The organism is Pseudarthrobacter sp. AB1, assembly GCF_014926485.1.
GTDB lineage: Bacteria > Actinomycetota > Actinomycetes > Actinomycetales > Micrococcaceae > Arthrobacter.
Genome location: NZ_PZKO01000032.1, coordinates 143,484 through 163,324 on the forward strand (window position 1 = coordinate 143,484; position 19,841 = coordinate 163,324).

At 65.1% G+C, this 19,841-nt stretch carries 19 protein-coding genes; 11 read left to right on the forward strand and 8 right to left on the reverse strand.

From position 1 onward, the window contains the following. Window positions 1–19: 19 nt before the first annotated feature. A complete protein-coding gene (locus DAD99_RS09335) occupies window positions 20–691 on the reverse strand; it encodes a histidine phosphatase family protein (RefSeq protein ID WP_193341298.1) in 672 nt (223 codons plus the stop codon). A 262-nt stretch (window positions 692–953) separates the two neighbouring features. Then, window positions 954–2,396, reverse strand: a complete 1,443-nt coding sequence (gene purB, locus DAD99_RS09340) for an adenylosuccinate lyase (RefSeq protein WP_193341299.1) — start codon at window positions 2,394–2,396, stop codon at window positions 954–956. A gap of 188 nt (window positions 2,397–2,584) precedes the next feature. Between purB and DAD99_RS09345 the strand changes: the two genes are divergently transcribed. Continuing rightward, the gene (locus DAD99_RS09345; RefSeq protein ID WP_193341300.1) at window positions 2,585–2,887 is read left to right on the forward strand and encodes a hypothetical protein; all 303 of its coding nucleotides are present in this window, start codon (window positions 2,585–2,587) and stop codon (window positions 2,885–2,887) included. Further along, a complete protein-coding gene (locus DAD99_RS09350) occupies window positions 2,887–4,326 on the forward strand; it encodes a hypothetical protein (RefSeq protein ID WP_193341301.1) in 1,440 nt (479 codons plus the stop codon). Before DAD99_RS09345 ends, DAD99_RS09350 begins: the two co-directional genes overlap by 1 nt. Window positions 4,327–4,335: 9 nt before the next feature. On the opposite strand, the gene DAD99_RS09355 is transcribed toward DAD99_RS09350, so the two are convergent. Further along, window positions 4,336–4,764: a phage holin family protein gene (locus DAD99_RS09355; protein WP_193341302.1), complete on the reverse strand. Its 429-nt coding sequence runs from the start codon at window positions 4,762–4,764 to the stop codon at window positions 4,336–4,338. 83 nt (window positions 4,765–4,847) lie between these two features. Between DAD99_RS09355 and DAD99_RS09360 the strand changes: the two genes are divergently transcribed. The 5 genes from DAD99_RS09360 to DAD99_RS09380 all read left to right on the forward strand — a co-directional run bounded on the left by DAD99_RS09360 (window position 4,848) and on the right by DAD99_RS09380 (window position 10,563). Then, on the forward strand, window positions 4,848–5,966 hold the full coding sequence (locus tag DAD99_RS09360) for a histidinol-phosphate transaminase (protein ID WP_193341303.1): 1,119 nt from the start codon (window positions 4,848–4,850) through the stop codon (window positions 5,964–5,966). Between the two features lie 149 nt (window positions 5,967–6,115). Continuing rightward, a complete protein-coding gene (locus DAD99_RS09365; RefSeq protein ID WP_193341304.1) occupies window positions 6,116–7,396 on the forward strand; it encodes a thiamine pyrophosphate-dependent dehydrogenase E1 component subunit alpha in 1,281 nt (426 codons plus the stop codon). Then, complete coding sequence (locus tag DAD99_RS09370; protein WP_193341305.1) at window positions 7,396–8,376, forward strand: alpha-ketoacid dehydrogenase subunit beta; 981 nt, start codon at window positions 7,396–7,398, stop codon at window positions 8,374–8,376. Before DAD99_RS09365 ends, DAD99_RS09370 begins: the two co-directional genes overlap by 1 nt. A gap of 59 nt (window positions 8,377–8,435) precedes the next feature. Continuing rightward, complete coding sequence (locus DAD99_RS09375; RefSeq protein WP_193341306.1) at window positions 8,436–9,926, forward strand: dihydrolipoamide acetyltransferase family protein; 1,491 nt, start codon at window positions 8,436–8,438, stop codon at window positions 9,924–9,926. 28 nt (window positions 9,927–9,954) lie between these two features. Then, window positions 9,955–10,563 carry a phosphatase PAP2 family protein gene (locus DAD99_RS09380; protein ID WP_375372197.1) on the forward strand — a complete coding sequence of 203 codons (609 nt, stop codon included), beginning with the start codon at window positions 9,955–9,957 and terminating at the stop codon, window positions 10,561–10,563. 12 nt (window positions 10,564–10,575) lie between these two features. Here DAD99_RS09380 and DAD99_RS09385 read toward each other — a convergent pair whose 3' ends face one another. The 5 genes from DAD99_RS09385 to DAD99_RS09405 all read right to left on the reverse strand — a co-directional run bounded on the left by DAD99_RS09385 (window position 10,576) and on the right by DAD99_RS09405 (window position 14,553). After that, window positions 10,576–10,923 carry a hypothetical protein gene (locus DAD99_RS09385; RefSeq protein ID WP_193341307.1) on the reverse strand — a complete coding sequence of 116 codons (348 nt, stop codon included), beginning with the start codon at window positions 10,921–10,923 and terminating at the stop codon, window positions 10,576–10,578. A 157-nt stretch (window positions 10,924–11,080) separates the two neighbouring features. Then, entirely contained in the window at window positions 11,081–11,509 is a 429-nt protein-coding gene (locus tag DAD99_RS09390; RefSeq protein ID WP_185261955.1) for a universal stress protein, read from the reverse strand. A gap of 53 nt (window positions 11,510–11,562) precedes the next feature. Next, window positions 11,563–12,867 (reverse strand): PLP-dependent aminotransferase family protein, encoded by a 1,305-nt coding sequence (locus tag DAD99_RS09395; RefSeq protein WP_193341308.1) that lies wholly within the window; start codon window positions 12,865–12,867, stop codon window positions 11,563–11,565. Between the two features lie 57 nt (window positions 12,868–12,924). Beyond that, the gene (locus DAD99_RS21660; RefSeq protein WP_227007841.1) at window positions 12,925–13,779 is read right to left on the reverse strand and encodes a hypothetical protein; all 855 of its coding nucleotides are present in this window, start codon (window positions 13,777–13,779) and stop codon (window positions 12,925–12,927) included. Window positions 13,780–13,995: 216 nt separating this feature from the next. Next, window positions 13,996–14,553, reverse strand: coding sequence for an NAD(P)H-dependent oxidoreductase (locus DAD99_RS09405; protein ID WP_193341309.1), 558 nt, complete (start codon window positions 14,551–14,553; stop codon window positions 13,996–13,998). Between the two features lie 121 nt (window positions 14,554–14,674). Here DAD99_RS09405 and DAD99_RS09410 point away from each other — a divergent pair, with 121 nt between their 5' ends. The 4 genes from DAD99_RS09410 to DAD99_RS09425 all read left to right on the forward strand — a co-directional run bounded on the left by DAD99_RS09410 (window position 14,675) and on the right by DAD99_RS09425 (window position 19,832). Then, a complete protein-coding gene (locus DAD99_RS09410) occupies window positions 14,675–15,283 on the forward strand; it encodes a TetR/AcrR family transcriptional regulator (RefSeq protein WP_193341310.1) in 609 nt (202 codons plus the stop codon). A gap of 360 nt (window positions 15,284–15,643) precedes the next feature. After that, window positions 15,644–16,627: an ABC transporter permease gene (locus tag DAD99_RS09415; protein ID WP_193341311.1), complete on the forward strand. Its 984-nt coding sequence runs from the start codon at window positions 15,644–15,646 to the stop codon at window positions 16,625–16,627. A 2-nt stretch (window positions 16,628–16,629) separates the two neighbouring features. After that, window positions 16,630–17,604 carry an ABC transporter permease gene (locus DAD99_RS09420; protein WP_185261950.1) on the forward strand — a complete coding sequence of 325 codons (975 nt, stop codon included), beginning with the start codon at window positions 16,630–16,632 and terminating at the stop codon, window positions 17,602–17,604. Then, complete coding sequence (locus tag DAD99_RS09425; protein WP_193341312.1) at window positions 17,601–19,832, forward strand: ABC transporter ATP-binding protein; 2,232 nt, start codon at window positions 17,601–17,603, stop codon at window positions 19,830–19,832. Before DAD99_RS09420 ends, DAD99_RS09425 begins: the two co-directional genes overlap by 4 nt. The last annotated feature ends 9 nt before the right edge of the window (window positions 19,833–19,841 follow it).

The following is a 19,841-nucleotide window of genomic DNA, read 5'->3' on the forward strand; positions in this document are numbered from 1 at the left end:
GTCCAGTGTTTCCCAGCGGCTACACGGGCTCGCCGGTGGGGTCCTCGGCGGTCGGATCCGTAAGGGCGAGGCCGCCCACCGGGCTCCCGTCCCAATGGATCAGCTTCCAGCCGGCGCCGGGGTCCCCTTCCAGGGCCACGATGCCGGTGTTGGAAAGGACATGCCGGGCCGCGAACTCATGGTCGGCGCCGGCGGCGCGGAGACCTGTCCAGGTGCGGATGGCGGCGCCATGACTCACGACGGCCGCGACGGCGGTGCCTCCATTGCTGGCCGCGCGCTCGGCAATCCGGTTGATGGCGGCGTCGAACCGTTCGAAAAAGTCGTGGCCGTTAGGGCCGGCAGGCATCCTGCGGTCCAGGTCACCGGCTGCCCACGCAAATACCGTGCCCATGTATCGCATGTGCGACTCGTGGTCGGTCAGTTTCTCCAGGGCCCCTGCCTCGATTTCGTGCAGACCATCCAGGATTTCAACTTCAAGACCGTGGAGCCGGGACAGCGGGCCGGCCGTGATCTGGGTCCGCAGAAGCGTTGACGTGTACAGGGCGCCTATCTGCTCGTTGGCCAGGGACCGTGCCATGGCCTCTGCCTGGCGTTCGCCCAGTTCGGTCAGCCCGGGGCCGGGGTGGGCGGTGTCCAGCTGGCCGAGAACGTTTCCGGGGGTCTGTCCGTGGCGGATGAGGAGCAGCTTCATGACTCCAGTTTCGCATCCGGCGGCGAATTCCGGCGTCGGCCTGCCGTGCCGCTGTCGTGCGTTCCTGCCCAGTTGCTGGTGCCTGCGGGTGGCCTGACACGGCGTGTCGCACATGCACCGCCTATAGCCGGGCCGGCAACCGGGCGGGAACGAACCGGGCGCGGCCACGGCAACAGGTTTCGGCAGGCTTAACCAAAGGAAGGCGCCGGGCCCTCGAAGGACCCGGCGCCGCCGTCGTACGTTTATGGCCGAGCGAGCCGGCTTAATTGAGGTGGTCCACCAGCTGGTCCGCGATGCCGGTGTACTTGCCCGGTGTGAGGGCGAGCAGCCGTGCCTCGGCCTCGGGGGAGAGTCCCAGGCTCTGGACGAATTCCCGCATGCGGGCGGCGTCCACACGCTGGCCGCGGGTGAGGTCTTTGAGCCGCTCGTACGGGTTTTCCATGCCTTCGACGCCGGCGATCGCCTCGGCGCGCATGACCATCTGGATGGCCTCGCCCAGGACTTCCCAGTTGGTGTCGAGGTCGCCCGCGAGGATGTCTTCGGCAACGTCGAGGCGGTCCAGGCCCTTGGCCACGTTGGAGATCGCCAGGAGTGAGTGGCCGAACGCCACGCCGATGTTGCGCTGGCTGGAGGAGTCGGTGAGGTCGCGCTGCCAGCGGGAGGTCACCAGTGTTGAGCCGAGCACGTCCAGGAGGCCGGAGGAGATTTCCAGGTTGGCCTCGGCGTTCTCGAACCGGATGGGGTTGACCTTGTGCGGCATGGTGGATGATCCGGTGGCGCCGGCCACGGGGATCTGGGCGAAGTAGCCGATGGAGATGTAGCTCCACACGTCCGTGCAGACGTTGTGCAGGATCCGGTTGAACCGGGCAACGTCGGCGTAAAGCTCGGCCTGCCAGTCGTGGCTTTCAATCTGGGTGGTCAGCGGGTTCCACGTCAAGTCCAGGCCCTCGACGAAGGACTTGGCCACCTGCTGCCAGTCGGCGCCGGGGACGGAGGCCACGTGGGCTGCATAAGTTCCGGTGGCGCCGTTGATCTTGCCCAGGTATTCGGTCTTGGCGATCCGGTCCAGCTGGCGGGTCAGGCGGTGCGCGATGACTGCCAGTTCCTTGCCCAGGGTGGTGGGCGTGGCCGGCTGGCCGTGTGTGCGGGACAGCATGGGAACCGCACGGTTCTCCTCGGCCATCTTGCTGATCTGGGCCACGAGGGCGCGTGCTGCTGGCAGCCACACGTCCTCCACAGCACCCTTGACGCCCAGGGCGTAAGCAAGGTTGTTGATGTCCTCGGACGTGCAGCCAAAGTGGACCATGGCTGTCAGGTTCCCGATGCCGACGCCGGGCAGACGGCGGCCGATGTAGTACTCAACAGCCTTCACGTCATGGACCGTGACCGCTTCGATTTCGGCGAGCTCGGACACCGAGGCGGAGTTGAATTCTGTGACGATCGCGCGGAGCTTTTTCTGCTGCTCCACGGTGAGCTGGCCTGCGCCGGGAAGGACGTTATTACTGGTCAGGTGGATGAGCCACTCGACTTCCACGGCCACGCGGTCACGGTTCAGGGCTGCCTCGGACAGGTAGTCAACGAGGGGCGCGACGGCGGACTGGTAACGGCCGTCCAGCGGGCCCAGGGCGATCTGGTCCGGTGACGCGGCGAGGGCCAGGCGTCCGGAGGGCGTGCGGGTATCAGCTGTGGCGGCAGTTTCAGGCATGTGCTGATTCTTTCATGAACTCTTCACTGCCGCTTAAGCCGACCGTCTGATGTTCACAACGGCGTGACTTGTCCACATAGCCGACGGCGATGCTTCCGTCGTGCGGGCGGCCTTCCGTACCGTCGGGGTTCAGGACTTGGCTACCCGGACCAGATATTCGTCCGGGTAGCCGGAAGGGGGGAGCGGGCATGGGCAGTGACGTGACGGCAGCCGACATGGCGGCATGCATGTCCCGCGGTTATGAGGTTCAGCGGTTGGCGGCCCGGGTTGATCTTTGCTTGGGGAGGGTGGAAAAGGTCCTTGGCGGCTTTCGCGAGATCCAGCTCCTGGACTGGCAGTCGCCTGCGGGGCAGGCCTACCGGAATTCGGTAGCACTACAGGAGGCGGCGCTCGGAAGGGCACGGGCGCGGCTCGAGGATGCGTTGTCTTCGGTGCGACGCCACGCACAGGCGGTGGGAGCTTCCGCCGGCAACCCGGCGGGGCGGTACTGATGGCCGAGGTAACCCCGTCCGGGAGCGGCGGACCAATCCAGTTGACGGGACCTGCCGTGGACGGCGGAATGGAAATCAGGGGCGGCGTTGGCGGCATCAGTTTTCAGTTGGAGGAGCTCATCGGCGGCGCGGAGAAGCTTGACGCTGCTGCAGAGGAGCTGGCTGCCGTGGAAGTGGAGGTGCGCCGCATCTGGGAAGACCTGTGTCCTTACCAGGATGAAGCGCGTCCCACCGGGACGGCGGCCCTGATTGGCGTCGGCGAGGCGCAGTGGAGCGTCCAGGCCGTGCGCGCAGAGCTGCAGGGAATCAGTAACCAGGTGCGGGCCAGCAAGCGGGATTACGAAACGGCTGAAGCCTGGGCGGGTTTCGCGCGCGGCATGGGCGGCGGCCTGACCAGCACGGAAACTCTCGGTCGGCAGGCGGGGGATCTCGGGTTGGGCTTCGTTCCCAACAGGGAAGTCGCGGAGCTCGTCGCAGGCCCTTTGGCCATGGCTGCCTTGCTGGCAGTCTCCCCGGAGCGCTTTTGGGTAGCGCTCGCGGCAGACGTGGCGGCGGGCAGGCATATTGCGTCCGCCGTTCCTTTGCTTGCCGGTGTGTCAGGGCGTTCAAACCGAATCCTTCAGCCGCGTCCGGTCACGTTGGAAAAGAAGGAGACGCTGCCCATTGAATTCGACGGCTCTCCGGCTGCGTTGTTGGCACGGGCGCAGATCATCGATGAACGCGGTGAAGGCTACATCGAAGTCGTCGAAGTGGATAACGGGGAGCGGAAGGCCTACGTGGTGGTCATTCCCGGAACGCAGGCCGGAGGTGAAATTGGCGGCGTGAATCCGTTCGATGAAGCCGGCATCGTTGAAGGGCTGGGCCATAGCTCCGCAGAAATCAACGCGGCGGTGTTACGGGCCCTGCAGGATGCAGGCGCGGAAAGAGGGGCGCCGGTCGTGGCGGTGGGCTACAGCCAAGGTGGAATCCACGCCATGAACCTTGCGGCCGACGAAGGGTTCCTCAACCAATACGACATGGAATATGTTCTCACTGCAGGGTCCCCCGTAGGGGGCATCGTTCCGCAGGTCGGCGTCACAGCACTCCATCTGGAGCATAGGCAGGATTGGGTGCCTGGAGCTGACGGCACACCGAACCCGGACGCCAGAAACCGGGTTACGGTGACCCTCAACAGTCCCGTCACCACGCCCGAAGGTGGTGAATTCGGCATCGGTCCAGGCCATCGGCTCAGCAACTACCAGGCAGGCGCCCGGCAGGTTGCAGTGAGCGACGATCCTTCACTCGTGGCGTCAACCGCCGTCCTGAGCGGCGTCCTGGGGGCAGGCGGCACGGCAACTGCCACCCGCTTCGCGCTGACCCGTTCGAAGCCACCCGAACCTGTAACGAAGCCCACGCCCGACCCTCCACCGCGGCCCGCTGAGATCGGCCGGGCGCGGTGATCCGCCGGGCTAGCGTCGGCGGCCGCCCGGAACCCTGCTCGCGACCAGCGATATGAGCGTGATGATGATGGCTGCGAGGACTGCCGTCCAGAAGAACGAGTCGATGGCGAAGTGCACCGGCGTGTAACTGCTGAGCCAGGACGTCAGGTACAGCATGGCGGCGTTGATGACGATGGTGAACAGGCCCAGCGTGAGGATGGTGATGGGCAAGGACAGGAGGCTGACCAGGGGGCGGACGAACGCGTTCACCACACCGAAGATCAAACCGATGAACAGGTACGCGAGAATGATGCCGACGGTCTCCGTGCCCTGCGTTACGCCCGTGTTGGCTACCGCTGCGGTAGTCGCCGAAGTAGAGATATCCAGGCCCGGCAGTATCCAGCTGGCAATCCAGAGGGCCAGCCCGTTGATGAGGACTCGAACAATAAAAGAGCGCACACGCCCATGCTGTCACACTGCCCCTGAGCCCCACCCGTGCGCCCGCCCAACCCCTGCCGTTCAGGCGAAGTAGGCTAGTTTGCATGACTTCATCAGAGATGTTGCCTGGCGAAATCCGGCCGCGCCCTGTGGTTGGCCGGCTTCCCCGCTACGCCGCAGGCTTGCCTCCCGTCGCCGTGGACGGGCTGGCCAGCTACAAGCTCTCCTCCAACGAAAACCCCCTGCCCCCTCTTCCGGAGGTGCTGGAGGCGATTTCCAACGAGACGGACTTCAACCGCTACCCCGACCCCTTGAGCAGCAAACTTCGTGCTGCGCTCGCCGAGTTCCTGGCGGTACCGGCCGAGGACATTGTCGCGGGAGCCGGAAGCCTCGGTGCCCTGAACCAGCTGCTGTCCACATTCGCCGGTCAGAACGACGACGGCAAGGCTGACGAAGTGGTTTATGCGTGGCGGTCTTTCGAGGCGTATCCCATCAGCGTTGGCCTGGTGGGTGCGGAAAGCGTCCGCATCCCGCTGACGGCAGACGGACGCCACAACCTCGACGCCATGGCTGCAGCCGTGACCGTCCGCACCAGGGTCATCCTGCTCTGCACCCCAAATAACCCCACGGGGCCCACCCTGACCACTGCCGAAACGGAGCGGTTCATCCAGGCGGTCCCGTCCGACGTCGTGGTGGTTATCGATGAGGCCTACCAGGAGTTCGTCCGTGCCAGCGATGCCGTGGACGGCATCGCAATGTACCGAAAATACCCGAATGTTGTGGTGCTCCGGACGTTCTCCAAGGCACACGGATTGGCGGGCCTGCGCGTGGGCTACAGCATCTCTAACCCCGGGCTGACCCAGTACCTTCGCGTCACGGCTACGCCCTTCTCCGTGTCACAGATCGCGGAAAAAGCAGCCATCGTCTCGTTGCAGAACTACCCGCTGGTTGTAGAAAGGGTACAAAGTATCGTGGACGAACGAACCCGGGTAACCAGCGGGCTGCGTGAGCTCGGCTGGTTTGTGCCAGAGGCGGAGGGCAACTTCATCTGGCTGAACCTCGGCGAGAACAGCACGGAATTTGCCGAACTGGCGGGCAAACAGGCACTTTCGGTGCGGGCCTTCGGCAGTGAAGGCGTGCGGGTCAGCATAGGCGAGGCAGAAGCCAACAGTCGGTTCCTCGAGCTCTGTGCAGACTATACAAAGGCGCCGCGACGTTCCTAGCGCTTAACATGCATCAGGAGCGGCACCTACTGAAGATAAAGTAAGGACCAGTAAGCCAATATATATGCCACCAATGGAATGCATTCCTCCAATGGCATATATCCCAGCGACATTGCAATGCATCCGCATGCGGCAAGCAAGGAGACGGTATGGGCGCCACACATCTGCCCTCCACCGAGTTCGATCAGACAGCGGCAGACGACCAACTCGAGGCTGAAGCCGAGGCCCAACTGGGCAGCCCGGCCGAGCCTATGGTGCAGTTGCTGGCGCCTGACGGGACCCTGGGGACGGACCCGGTCTTCTCGGCCTATGCAGATCGGCTGGACGGTAAAAAGCTGCGTGGCTTCTACGCTGACATGGCCAAGATCCGCCGCTTTGATGTGGAGGCAACCGCGCTCCAGCGCCAAGGTCAGCTGGCCCTGTGGGTCCCGCTGACCGGCCAGGAGGCTGCGCAGATCGGCTCCGGCCGGGCCAGTCAGCCGCAGGACTACATCTTCCCCACCTACCGTGAGCACGGCGTGGCACTGACCCGCAATGTGGACCTCGCTGAGCTCTTGCGCCAGTTCCGCGGCGTCTCGAACGGTGGCTGGAACCCTAAGGACACCAACTTCCATCTCTACACCCTGGTCCTGGCCGCGCAGACGCCGCACGCCGTCGGCTACGCCATGGGGATCCAGCGGGACCAGAAGCTCGCGGCAGCTGCAGTCGCCGCGGATGCAGCTGCGGACCGGCCGGCCGAGCCCAAGGCAGCGGTGATGGTCTACTTCGGTGACGGTGCCAGTTCCGAGGGCGACGTCCACGAATCCATGGTGTTCGCCGCCTCCTACAACGCTCCGGTGGTGTTCTTCTGCCAGAACAACCACTGGGCCATCTCCGTTCCCAGCTCGGTGCAGACCCGCATACCGCTGTCCAATCGCGCCAAAGGTTACGGTTTCCCGGGCATCCGGGTGGACGGCAACGATGCGATCGCCGTCCACGCAGTGACCGAGTGGGCGCTCGAACATGCCCGCGAGGGCAACGGCCCCGTGCTGATCGAGGCCTTCACCTACCGCGTCGGTGCGCATACCACTGCTGATGACCCCACAAAGTACCGGGAGTCCGCCGAGGAAACCCTGTGGCGGGCCAAGGATCCGCTGGACCGCCTGGAAAAGTATCTCCGGGCCCAGGGGCTGGCAGATGACGCCTTCTTTGAGCAGGTCAAGGCCGACGGCGACGAACTCGCCGCCTACGTCCGCAAGACCACGTACGACCTCGAGACCCCGGACATCCGGACGGCTTTCGCCAATACCTATGTCGAGGCCCACCCGCTGGTGGCCGAGGAATTGGCCTGGTTTGAGGAGTACAGCGCAAGCTTCGCTGAGACGCCGGAGCACAGCGCTGAACCCAGCAGCCCGGACCCGGATGACGCAGCGACAGGAGTGGCCCGCTGATGACCACCATGACCATAGCCAAGGCCCTTAATGAGGGCCTGCGCGCCACCCTGGACAACAACCCGCGTACCCTGCTTATGGGCGAGGACATCGGAGCCCTGGGCGGCGTCTACCGCGTCACCGACGGCCTTCTCGCGGAGTTCGGCGCGGACCGCGTGGTGGACACACCGCTCGCGGAGTCCGGCATCATCGGCACGGCCATCGGCCTCGCCCTGCGCGGCTACCTGCCCGTCTGCGAGATCCAGTTCGACGGGTTTGTGTTCCCAGGCTTCAACCAGATCACCACCCAGCTGGCCAAGATGCACGCCCGCAGCAACGGCAGCCTCACCGTTCCCGTCGTTGTCCGGATCCCATACGGCGGCGGTATCGGCTCCATTGAGCACCATTCGGAATCACCGGAGGCGCTGTTCGCCCACACCGCAGGCCTGCGCATCATCACACCGTCCAACGCCCACGACGCCTACTGGATGATCCGGCAGGCAGTGGAGTGCCAGGACCCCGTGATCGTCTTCGAACCGAAGCGCCGCTACTGGCTCAAGGGCGAGGTCAACACTGATTCTCCCGGCGCATCTGCCGATCCCTTTAAAGCCCATGTACTCCGCGAGGGCACGGACGCCACAGTGGTGGCCTACGGACCGCTCGTGCCGGTGGCCCTTGCCGCTGCCGACGCCGCTGCCGAGGACGGTCACAGCATCGAGGTCATCGACCTGCGCTCCATTTCGCCGATCGACTTCGACACCGTCACTGCGTCCGCGAAGAAGACCGGCCGGCTTGTTGTGGCGCATGAGGCGCCGACGTTCGGCGGCATCGGCGGCGAGATCGCAGCCCGGATCAGCGAACGGGCATTCCTCTCACTGGAGGCTCCCGTGATCCGGGTGGGCGGCTTCCATATGCCGTACCCGGTGGCGAAGGTCGAGGAAGACTACCTCCCCGACATCGACCGCATCCTCGAGGCGCTGGACCGCTCCCTGGCCTACTAGGCGCAGGCACCTTCCCCCGCTCACGCTTCCCGCTCCCGCTTGGCTCGAAAGAGGACACCATGACTCTGAACAAGTTCAACCTGCCCGACGTGGGCGAAGGCCTCACCGAGGCGGAAATCGTCTCCTGGAAGGTCAAGCCGGGGGACACCGTCGCCATCAACGACGTCCTGTGCGAGATCGAGACCGCCAAGTCGCTCGTTGAGCTGCCATCCCCCTTCGCCGGCACCGTCACCGAGCTGCTGGTCCCCGAGGGCGTGACCATCGACGTCGGAACCGCCATCATCAGCGTCTCGGACGCCGTTTCCGGCGACCCGACGCCCGCTGACGTCCCGGCCCCCACCACTCCGGTCCAGCCCTTGTACGGCAAGCTTCCCACGGATGACGGCGGCACGGCGGGCAGTGCCCTGGCCGGCGGTCCGCTGGTGGGATCGGGCCCCAAGGCCGACGCCGTCAAGCGCCGTCCCCGGAAGTCGGCACCTGCCGCCCAGGCCGGGTCAGCCCCGGTCCCCGTGGTCGAGCGTGCCGGCGAAAACCCGGTGGCCGAGCCTGTCGAGACCCGGACCGGCCCTCCCGCCCGGATTTCGCCAAGCACAAACACCGGCGTCGTCGATAACCGTCCCACCCTCGGCGGAACCATCACCGGCCTCGTTAACCGCGTCCTGGCCAAGCCGCCCGTCCGCAAGATTGCCCGGGATCTGGGGATCGATCTGGCCGATGTGGTGGCCACCGGCTCCCGCGGCGAAGTCACGCGCGAGGACCTGGTCAGCTACCAGTCCCAGCGCGATGCAGAGCTGGACCAGGCCGAGGGCTTCTGGGGCAAGGCCGGCAAGCCGCAGGACCAGCGGATTGAACGAATTCCAGTCAAGGGCGTCCGCAAGGCGACGGCCAAGGCAATGGTGGAGTCGGCGTTCTCGGCCCCCCACGTGAGCATCTTTGTTGATGTTGACGCCAGCCGCACCATGGAGTTCGTCAAGCGCCTGAAGGCTTCGCGCGACTTTGAGGGAATCAAGGTTTCCCCGCTGCTGATCCTGGCCAAGGCCGTCATCTGGGCTGCCGCGCGGAACCCCAGCGTCAACGCCACCTGGGTAGACAACGTGGACGGGACCGACGCCGCCGAGATCCAGGTCAAGCACTACATGAACCTTGGCATCGCCGCAGCCACCCCGCGCGGGCTGATGGTTCCCAACATTAAGGACGCCCAGGACCTGTCACTCAAGGAACTGGCACTGGCTCTGAACAACCTGGCCACCACGGCCCGGGCGGGCAAGACCCAGCCCGCCGAAATGCAGGGCGGAACGCTTACTGTCACGAACATCGGTGCGCTGGGGATCGATACGGGAACCCCGATCATCAACCCGGGCGAAGTGGCAATTGTGGCGTTCGGAACCATCAAGCAGAAGCCCTGGGTCCTGGACGGCGAAGTCATTCCGCGCTGGATCACCACGCTCGGCGGCTCCTTTGACCACCGCGTAGTGGACGGTGACTTGTCCGCCCGCTTTATGGCCGATGTCGCCGCGATCCTTGAGGAGCCGGCGCTCCTGCTGGACTAGGGCTGCCGGGATCACGAGCATCAATACCGTGCACCAGGCTGCCGTTCGGTCCAGGGACCGGGCAGCCAGGTGGCTGACTGAGGTGTTCCAACCACCGGTGGTGGTGACGCTTCAACTCCTCCTCAGCCCCGTGGTCGAGGCCGGATTCCCTGGCACCATTGGCTATGGAGCCTTGGCCGCGCTGTTTGTGTGTGTGCTGCCGCTCCTGGTGCTCCTGGGGCTCGTGCGGCTGGGCAAGGTCACGGACCATCACGTCAGCAACCGCAAACAGCGCGCGCCCGTGCTGCTGATGGCGCTTGGATTTGTTGCCGCCGGTCTGGTGGTGCTGCAGGCCGCCAATGCCCCGCGAAGCGTAATGGTCATGGTGCTGGCCATCATCGCCGGCATCATTGTGCTGGCCGCGGTGAGCCCCGTCTGGAAGATCAGCGGTCACGCTGCGGCGGTATCGTCGGCGACAGTTATTTATGTCCTGATGCTAGGTCCGGCCTGGCTGCCGTTGCTCCTGCTGGTTCCCGCCGTCGGTTGGTCGCGGATGGTGCTCCGCGCACATACCCTGGCGCAGGTTGTGGCCGGTTCGCTTTTTGGCGGCTTGGTGATGGCGGGCCTTTGGTGGCTTTTGCGCGGCTGGCTCACCTAGCAGAGCCTGGTGTCAGTAACCGTAGGCGGAGTAGGACGTCATCATCTCGACCATTTCGGGATTCCCCGCCATGGCGCCAGCCAAGGCAGCGGATGTGGCGAACATCAGGCCGCCAAGAACCAGGGCAACGCCTGCGATGGCCGCGAAGAATTTCCAGTCGCCGCGCAGCACGCTCTCGAGGGTCTCCGGCAGGCGCAGTCCCGGCGAGATGAGGTTGGGTGCACTGTCCAGGGAGCCGTCATCCAGCAGGGCAATGACGCGGCCGTTGCCGCGGTCCACACGCATGGAGCAGATGTGGTTGCCGTGGCGGGCCAGGAGGATGTCGTGGCCAACAAGTTGGCGGCGCTGAAGAGTTAGCAAGGGGGCCCCTTTGGCTGGAGTGGAGAGTAGTTGTCCGCTCCGTTGAGGGCCCTTCCATTTTATCGCCGGCCGGGTGCTGAAACCGGCGTTTAAGGGGTGAGAACGGACACCATGCACCGTCGCGCGGTGCGGCCGGTGCATCGTGTCCCGTTGTCAGCTAGTCGGCGTCGTAGGTGTTGGCAATGTAGACGTCGCACGTGGCATTGTGGGCCACGCTGTTGGCCACGCTTCCCAGGACCCGGCCGATGCCGCGCATCCGCCGGTTGCCCACAACGATCATCGTGGCGCCCAGTCGCTCGGATTCCTTGATGAGCGCTTCGGCAGGCTTGCCGCGGGCGGCCGAGTAGGTCACCTTGATGGAACCGGCCAGGGCCTCGGCCACTGTCTTGGCAACATGCTCGGCACCGTCGGCGTCGGAAACGATCCACTGGTCGCTGCCAGAGCCGAAGATCTCGGTACGGTCGCTGTCGAAGGCTGAGACGACGTGAAGCGAGGCACCCACGGCGGCGGCGAGATCCCGGGCCGATTCGGCGGCCTTCTTGGCGGTGCCGCTGCCGTCGACGCCAACAACAATAATTCCGCTCATGCTTTGTACTCCTTGTTCAGATTCACTCTTGGCCACACTCAGTCCGGCCAACGTTACAGCGCTGCAAGGGCTTCCCGCAGTACCGGTGCCAAACGGCGGACACCTTCCTTGATGGCGTCGGACGGAACCGCGCTGAACGCCAGCCGCAGCTTGTTGGACGGCGCATCAGACGGGGTGAATGCAGCCCCGGGGATAAAGACGACACCGGCGTCGATCGCCTTCTGCAGCAGGGGATAGGTGTCCACGCCTTCCGGCAGTGTGACCCAGACGAAGAAGCCGCCTTCCGGGCTGGTCCAGCTGGTGCCGGCGGGCATGTGTTCGTCCAGGGCCGCGAGCATGGCAGTGCATCGCCCGGCGTACAGTTCCCGGTAGGTCTCGATCTGGCCCTTCCAGTCATAGTCCCTGAGGTAGGCGGACACCAGCATCTGGTTCAGCGTCGGCGGGCACAGCGTCACGGATTCGGATGCAAGGTAGTAGCGCCGCTGAAGGTGCTCCGGGACCAACGCCCAGCCGATGCGCAGGCCGGGGGCAAAGATCTTGGAGAAGGATCCCATGTAGATGACATCATCGGGGTTGGCCGCGCGGAGCGGTTGCAGTGGTTTCCCGTCGTACCGGAGGAGCCCATAGGGGTTGTCCTCCAGCACCAGAATATTCGCGTTCCGGCATATATCAACAACCCGCTGACGGCGTTTCTCCGCCAGGGTAATCCCCGAGGGATTGTTGAAGTTGGGGATCGTGTAGAGGAACTTGATGTTCTTTCCCGCCGTCTGGAGCGCGGCGATCCTGGCCTCGAGCAGCTCAGGTACCAGGCCGTCGTCGTCCATCTCCACGGTGGCCACCTCCACCTGGTAGGCCTCAAACGTGTTGAGGGCGCCCACGTAGGTGGGATTCTCCACCAGCACCACGTCCCCCGGGTTGCAGAAGACCTTGACGGCCACATCCTGGGCCGACTGCGAGCCTGCGGTGATTACTATGTTCTGCGGGAGCGCGTCCAGGATTCCTTCGGCCGCCATCACCTCGCAGACCTGGGTGCGCAGTTCTTCGGTGCCCTGCCCGCCGCCGTATTGCAGGGCGGTGAGCCCCTCGTCGGCGATGATGCTTGCAGCCGTGGCGGCCAGCCGCTCCAGCGGAAGGGATTGCAGGTAGGGGCTGCCCCCGGCAAGGGACACCAGCCCGGGGCGCATCGAGATGTCAAAAACGTCCCGGACCGCCGATTGCTTAATGTTGGCTGCGCGTTCCGAAAACAGCGCCTCGTGGGGATGGGCGGCGCGGTGGGCGGACGTGGCCGCGCGCTCGATGGCATCAATGGCTTCGGCCGGTAGCTGCACTGCGCCGGCATCAAGTGTTTCGTGGCTCACATCCTCAGCATACAGCTGGAAGTTGCTAATCAGGCAACATATGTTGATCAACTGGCCCTAGCTAAGGCGCAATGCTTCGGCGAGCCCCACGCCGTTGACGTAAACGTCGGCGCGGATTGCGCCCACCGACGCTACGGCAGTCTGTGTGAGCTGGGCCTCGATACGCGGGATGTCGCACACTCCCGCTGGACGGATCGAGCCGGACAGGTAGACCGTCACGGACGTACCGTCGAAAGTGCCGGACAGGAACGTCAGGGTTGAGCCGGACAGGGAGTTGTACAGCCCTGGCGTAGGCTCTGCGGCTCCGTCCAGGAGGGCGCGCATGGCGTTGGCCAAAGGTTCCGCGGATCCGGCCACGGTACGGCGGACGCCGGCCAGGCTGTCGTTGCAGCCAAAGCGCACACCTGCGGCCCCGCCGTCGTCCAGCAGTACGTAGTAGGCGGTCACCGTCTGGAATCCGGCGGACAGGCCAGGGGCCGGCACGGCCGGGGGCGGCGCCGAGGGCGCCAGAGCCGGCGATGGGCTTGCCGCCTTAGGTGCGCCGGGTGCCGCACCGGCACCGGGCGTGGGAGTCCCGGGCGAAGCCGGTCCGGACGCTGGACCGGTGCCCAGGCTCCGCTCCGGTGTTCCCGTAACCCCGCCTGACGCTTGGCTTGAAGGCCCGGGGGGCGAGCCGGAGGACGGGCCGGTGGCCTCGGCGGGCGCAGCGGTGGCCGGCGGGGGCGCCTGCGGCTGCGGAACTGGAACCAGGGGCTGCTGGGCGCGGTCAGGGCGTTCAAGCGTAGTTGCACCGGCCGGGACGCTGCTGCCCGTACGCGGGTTCGAAGCGGGGGCGCAGCCTCCCAGCCACAGCGGAAGAGTAAGTGCTGCCGCCGTCGCCATCAGCATTCCGGCGCTCTGCCTGCCTGCCATCTCTGCACCGCGTTCCCGTCCCCAATGCTTTCCGTGCATTTAACGTTACGGCGGTCCCTCCGCCCTGGAAATGCCGGCCCGGTACCGGTTGGAACAAGACTTGGTCACGTGCGCGGTGGCTGGTCCCGTTCCTGCTTACGGCGAGATAACAAATGCCCCGGACACCTTTCGGTGGCCGGGGCATTTGGTGGTTTATGGCCGCTGCGTGCGGCTGCCTTACGCTGCCGGCTGGGCGGCGGCGAGTGCGTCGAAGACGCCCTTGATCTGCTCCACTACCTCGGCATCGTCCTTCGGGTGCAGCTCGGCGAAGCGGACCATGGAGCCGGGGACTGCGAGCTTGACGTCCTCAAGCACCTGGGCGCCGGCAATGCCCACTGCCTTGCGGGCTTCGTCCTGGGCCCACACGCCACCGAATTGGCCGAATGCGGTACCGACGACGGCGGTGGGCTTGCCGGAGAGGGCGCCGGCGCCGAAGGGGCGGGACAGCCAGTCGATGGCGTTCTTCAGCGATGCGGGCACCGTGCCGTTGTGTTCCGGGGTCACCAGGAGAAGGGTGTCCGCTTCCTTGGCGGCCGCGCGGAGGGCGGCGGCAGCGGCGGGAACCTGGCCTTCGACGTCGATGTCCTCGTTGTAGAACGGGATGTTGCCCAGGCTTTCGTGGATGACGACGTCAACCTGCTCGGGGGCGTTCAGCTGGATGGCTTCGGCGAGCTTCTGGTTGGTGGACTCGGCGCGGAGGCTGCCAACAAGGGTAAGAACGGTGCTCTTCGACATATGGACTCCTGGGGTCAGGCTGCGGACGGGACCGCTGGCCGGTGGAAGGTGGAGGCTTGGTGCCTTCATTGTCTAAACGGACCGTAGTCCGATTATTATTCCCGGGATTAGGATAAGGACTGTGAGCTTTATCCCACTGCTGCCCGGTTCGCTCTCCGGGCCGCCCGCTGAGCGCAGTGACGCTGCGCGGAACCGTGAGCGGCTTTTGTGCGCGGCCCGGGAGCTGATTGCCGAGTCCGGCCCGGATGCCCTGACCATGGACAGGCTGGCCGAGCGGGCCGGCGTGGGCAAGGGCACCGTCTTCCGCCGGTTCGGCAGTCGCGCCGGGCTGATGATGACGTTGCTGAGCGATTCCGAGGCCGCCTTCCAAGCCCGATTTATGTTCGGCCCCCCGCCCCTGGGGCCGGGCGCTCCGGGGCTGGAGCGGCTGATCGCCTTCGGTGCGGAGCGGATCGCGTATGTGATGGAGCACGGGGACCTGGCGAGGGCTGCTGAGTCTTCGCACCACGGCCGCTACGAGGTCCCGGCAGTCATACTGTGGCAGCGCCATATCGAGCACCTCCTGCGGGAAGCAGGCATGGATGCGGACCCGTTGCTGATGGCCATGTCCCTGGCCGCCACGCTGGATCCGGACCGGCTCCTGCACGCGGTCCGCGCCCAAGGCCTGGCGCCCGAGCGGTTGACCGATTCCTGGCGGGACCTTGTCACTCGTGTGGTCCGCGGGCGGTAGGATACGCCTAGATCTGGCGAATGGTCCAGTCAAATCAATTCCACTGAATTATTCATAACAATCTGATACGGCGGGCACGGATTCCGCACAGGTGCCCGCATTCCGGACGCTACTCTGTGGTAGTTTCCTCTGGAATGTGACCCGCAACATAGTCCACCCGGACTTATCTGAGCTGGTCGCAGGAGACCGGCTACACGCTGGTGGAAACCCGGTGGCGGCGAGACCCGTCGCGGGCCGGGGAAATCGGAAGGATCTGGAACGTGGATGCAGTGAAGGCAGGAACTCCGTTGCCAGCCCAAGGTGACCCCTTGGAGTGTTCGTCCATAGTCCAGGTGGCAAAGATCCTGAAGTAGCTGCCAAATGATCAGGTACCTCGCCAAGCGCGGCATCACCTACGTCTTCATGATTTTCCTGACCACGTCTGCCGGCTATTTCCTGGCGGTCAGTTCGCTTAAGCCGGCGCTCCTCGAACAGGAACGGATTCCCCGTCCCACACCCGAGCAGGTAGCCAATTCCATGCGCCTGAAAGGCCTGGACCCGGACCTCAGCCCGTGGGAGCGCTACGTGGAGTGGCTCTCAGGGATCGTGACCCGCTGGGACTGGGGACGCAGCCCCAACGGCGCATTCATCAACGCTGAATTCGGGGACCGCGTCTGGATCTCCACCCGGCTCTTCCTGGCATCCATCGTCCTGACCCTTGTCATCGGCGTCGCCCTCGGGGTGTACTCGGCGGCCCGGCAGTACAAGTTCCAGGACCGGGTGATCACCTCCTACAGCTACCTCGCGTACATCGTGCCCGCCCCCATTGCCTACTTCCTGGTGCAGCTCGGTGCCATCAACATCAACGAAACCGTCGGGGAGCGCATCTTCTTCGTGACAGGCATCTCCACGCCGGGCATGCAGCCCGGGTGGGCGCAGTTTGTGGACATGGTGGGCCACTATGCGGTTCCAACGATCGCCATCACCCTGGTCGGCTGGGGTTCGTACCAGATCGCGCAGCGCCAGTACCTGCTGGATAACGTCAATGCGGACTTCGTCCGCACGGCGCGCGCCAAGGGGCTAACGCGGAACCAGGCCATTACCCGGCACGCGCTTCGGGTTTCGTTCATCCCGGTCGCTCAAAGCATCGCGTTCACCATCCCGGCCATCTTCGCGGGCGGCTTTTTCGCGGAGAAGATCTTCGCCTGGCCCGGTGTGGGCTCCTGGAGCATTGACGCCATCTCTCTGCAGGACGTCAATGCGGCCACAGCCACCCTCGCCTACGGCTCGGTTATCTTCGCCGTGGGCGCCATTCTCGCCGACTTTGCCACCACGCTTGTGGACCCGAGAGTGAGGGTGCAGTAGCCATGACCAACCTCAATGCCATTGATCCGGCGGCGGTCGCGCAGGACGCGCATCTCGAAAGCGCTGATGTGGTGATTGCCAAGTCCACCATCATTTTCCGCCGTTTTATGCGGAACAAGACGGCCGTCGCCGGGCTGGCGATCTTCCTGGGCCTGACCCTCTTCTCCTTCGTGGGCGGGTTCTTTACTCCTTGGGACAAGGAGACCCTGGACCCCTTCAACATCGGCATGCCGCCGTCCGCTGACCACTTCCTGGGCACGTCGCAGGCCGGCATCGACCTCTACGCCATGACTGTAGAAGGCACCAGGATCTCCATCCTGATCGGCCTGATTGTGGGCCTCGTGTCCGTCCTGGTCGCAGCGGTCTACGGCTGCACCATGGCCTATTTCGGCGGAAAAGTGGACAAGGTGATGCTCTTCGTCCTGGAGGCGCTCATCATGATCCCCGCCCTGCTGGTGGTGGCGGTGGCCACCAGCGGCGGAGGGGACGGCCTGAAGAAGAACCTCCCCAGCTGGCTCCTGCTGATCATCGTGCTCCTGGTGTTCAGCTGGATGGGGACCGCGCGGCTTATCCGCTCGATGTCCATGTCGCTGATGCAGCGCGATTTCGTCAAAGCGGCCCAGTACATGGGCGTCCCGCCGCGGCGCATCGTGTGGCGGCACCTGGTCCCCAACATCGGATCGCTGCTGGTCCTGGACATCACCCGCGGCGTCACCGGGGCCATCCTGGCCGAAGTGGCTTTCTCCTTCATCGGCATCGGCATCAAGGTGCCGGATGTGAGCCTCGGCGTGCTGATTGGCGGCGCCACGTCCCAGGTCCAGACCTTCCCCTGGATGTTCTGGGTCCCGCTCACCGTGATGTTCCTGCTCACGGGATCCCTGGCCATGATGAACGATGGCCTGCGTGACGCTTTTGACCCGAGCTCCAGCTCGGTTGGCCGGGCCAAGAAGAACAGCGCAGAGAAGAAGAGCAAATGAGCACCTTCCTTGAGCCGGCTGACCCGGCCCCCACCGCCGCCGAGCGGCTCCACATCGCCGGCCTCCACTCGCCGTCGGACGCTGTCCTGTCCGTCCGGGACCTGAACGTCGGCTTCAACTCCGAAAACGGGGCTGTGCATGCCGTTCGGGGCGTCAACTTCGACCTGATGCCCGGAAGAACCCTGGGAATCGTAGGGGAGTCCGGGTCCGGCAAATCGGTGACATCGCTGGCCATCATGGGCTTGCTGCCTGCCACTGCCGAGATTTCCGGCTCGGTCAGGCTCAAGGGCAAGGAACTGCTGGGCCTGAGCGACAAAGCCATGTGTGCCTACCGCGGCAACGACATCGCCATGGTGTTCCAGGACCCGCTGTCCTCCCTCACTCCGGTGTATACGGTGGGAACCCAGATCACCGAGGCCCTCACCATCCACAATCCGGGCATGAGCAAGGCGGCGAAGGAAACCCGTGCCGTCGAACTCCTGGCGATGGTGGGCATTCCCAGCCCCCGGAACAGGCTCCGGGCCTTTCCGCACGAGTTCTCCGGTGGCATGCGCCAGCGCGTGATGATCGCCATCGCCATCGCCAACAATCCGCGCGTACTGATCGCGGATGAGCCGACGACGGCCCTGGACGTCACCATCCAGGCCCAGGTGCTTGAGGTGCTGCATAAGGCGCAGGAGGAAACGGGTGCCGCCGTGGTGATGATCACGCACGATCTGGGCGTGGTGGCGGGCATCGCCGACGACATCATGGTGATGTATGCCGGTAAGCCGGTGGAAACCGGCAGCGTGGATGACATCTACTACGATCCCCGGATGCCCTACACGATGGGCCTGCTCGGGGCGGTCCCACGCGTGGACGTCGCGGAGAAATCCTCGCTGGTCCCCATCGATGGCATCCCGCCGAACCTCCTCCACACCCCCACCGGCTGCTCCTTCGCGCCGCGGTGCCCGCTGGTGACCGACGCCTGCCTGCAGGGCGAGCCTTCCTTGAACCCGGTTCCGGGAGCTAACTACCACCACGCGGCCTGCATCAAATCCGGCTCCCTCGGCGAGGACGTGGATGTCCACGACATCTTTTCCGCCCCACCGGTCCCTGCCTCCCGCTTTGACCTCATCCCCCGCGCGGAACGCTCAACAGTGCTGGAACTCAGGGATGTCCGCAAGCACTTTCCGCTGACCAAGGGCGCCCTGCTCAAGCGGCGCATCGGCACCGTGAAGGCCGTGGACGGCCTGAGCTTCGACATCCGCGAAGGCGAATGCTTCTCCATCGTGGGCGAGTCCGGGTCGGGCAAAACCACCACCCTGCTGGAAATTATGGAGTTCCATAAGGACCAGGACGGCGAGGTGATCATCGGCGGCATCAGCAACAAGCAGGCCGCCGACGCCAAGACCAAAAGCGCCATGCGCAGGGAAATGCAGATGGTTTTCCAGGATCCCACCGGCGCCCTCGATCCCCGCTTCACCGTCTACGAGGTCCTGGCCGAGCCGCTGCAGAACGCCGGACTCAGCAAGCCGGACATCAAAAAACGCATCATGGAACTCATGAAACTGGTGGGCCTGCAGCCGGACCACGTCAACCGGTTCCCCAACCAGTTCTCCGGCGGCCAGCGGCAGCGCGTCGGCATAGCCCGGGCCCTGGCCGTGAACCCCAAACTGGTGGTCCTGGACGAGCCGGTGTCCGCGCTGGACGTCTCGGTCCAGGCCGGCGTCATCAACCTCCTGGACAAGCTCCGCGCCGAGCTGGGGCTCAGCTACCTGATGGTGGCCCACGATCTCTCCGTGGTCCGCCACATCTCCAACCGGGTGGCTGTCATGTACCTGGGCAAGATCGTCGAGATCGGTGAGGTTGACCGGGTCTTCGATAACCCCCGCCACCCGTATACCCGCGCACTGTTGTCCGCGATCCCTGTCCCCGACCCGCAGTTCGAGCGCACCCGGGAGCGGATCATCCTCCAGGGGGATCTGCCGTCCCCGTTGGATGCGCCGAAGGGCTGCAATTTCGCCACGCGCTGCCCCGTCTTCGCGGCGCTTCCGGCTGCGAAGCAGGAGCAGTGCCTGACTCTGGAGCCGCCCCTGGAACCCGTGCAGCCTTCGGGGGCGGTGCAGGTTCTGAGGGCTGGTCCGGTGCCCGGGCCGGACCAGCAGTTCGCCTGCTTCTTCCCGGACGGCGAACTGGACGAGCACATGCTGGTGGTCCACGGAACAGCGGAACCCCATGCACCCTAGATTTTTTCG

Excerpts from the sequence above, each read along its gene's own strand:
- DAD99_RS09335 (WP_193341298.1), bottom strand. The coding sequence starts at position 691 with ATGAAGCTGCTCCTCATCCGCCACGGACAGACCCCCGGAAACGTTCTC.
- purB (WP_193341299.1), bottom strand. The coding sequence starts at position 2,396 with ATGCCTGAAACTGCCGCCACAGCTGATACCCGCACGCCCTCCGGACGC.
- DAD99_RS09345 (WP_193341300.1), top strand. The coding sequence starts at position 2,585 with ATGGGCAGTGACGTGACGGCAGCCGACATGGCGGCATGCATGTCCCGC.
- DAD99_RS09350 (WP_193341301.1), top strand. The coding sequence starts at position 2,887 with ATGGCCGAGGTAACCCCGTCCGGGAGCGGCGGACCAATCCAGTTGACG.
- DAD99_RS09360 (WP_193341303.1), top strand. The coding sequence starts at position 4,848 with ATGACTTCATCAGAGATGTTGCCTGGCGAAATCCGGCCGCGCCCTGTG.
- DAD99_RS09365 (WP_193341304.1), top strand. The coding sequence starts at position 6,116 with ATGGGCGCCACACATCTGCCCTCCACCGAGTTCGATCAGACAGCGGCA.
- DAD99_RS09370 (WP_193341305.1), top strand. The coding sequence starts at position 7,396 with ATGACCACCATGACCATAGCCAAGGCCCTTAATGAGGGCCTGCGCGCC.
- DAD99_RS09375 (WP_193341306.1), top strand. The coding sequence starts at position 8,436 with ATGACTCTGAACAAGTTCAACCTGCCCGACGTGGGCGAAGGCCTCACC.
- DAD99_RS09390 (WP_185261955.1), bottom strand. The coding sequence starts at position 11,509 with ATGAGCGGAATTATTGTTGTTGGCGTCGACGGCAGCGGCACCGCCAAG.
- DAD99_RS21660 (WP_227007841.1), bottom strand. The coding sequence starts at position 13,779 with ATGGCAGGCAGGCAGAGCGCCGGAATGCTGATGGCGACGGCGGCAGCA.
- DAD99_RS09405 (WP_193341309.1), bottom strand. The coding sequence starts at position 14,553 with ATGTCGAAGAGCACCGTTCTTACCCTTGTTGGCAGCCTCCGCGCCGAG.
- DAD99_RS09415 (WP_193341311.1), top strand. The coding sequence starts at position 15,644 with ATGATCAGGTACCTCGCCAAGCGCGGCATCACCTACGTCTTCATGATT.
- DAD99_RS09420 (WP_185261950.1), top strand. The coding sequence starts at position 16,630 with ATGACCAACCTCAATGCCATTGATCCGGCGGCGGTCGCGCAGGACGCG.
- DAD99_RS09425 (WP_193341312.1), top strand. The coding sequence starts at position 17,601 with ATGAGCACCTTCCTTGAGCCGGCTGACCCGGCCCCCACCGCCGCCGAG.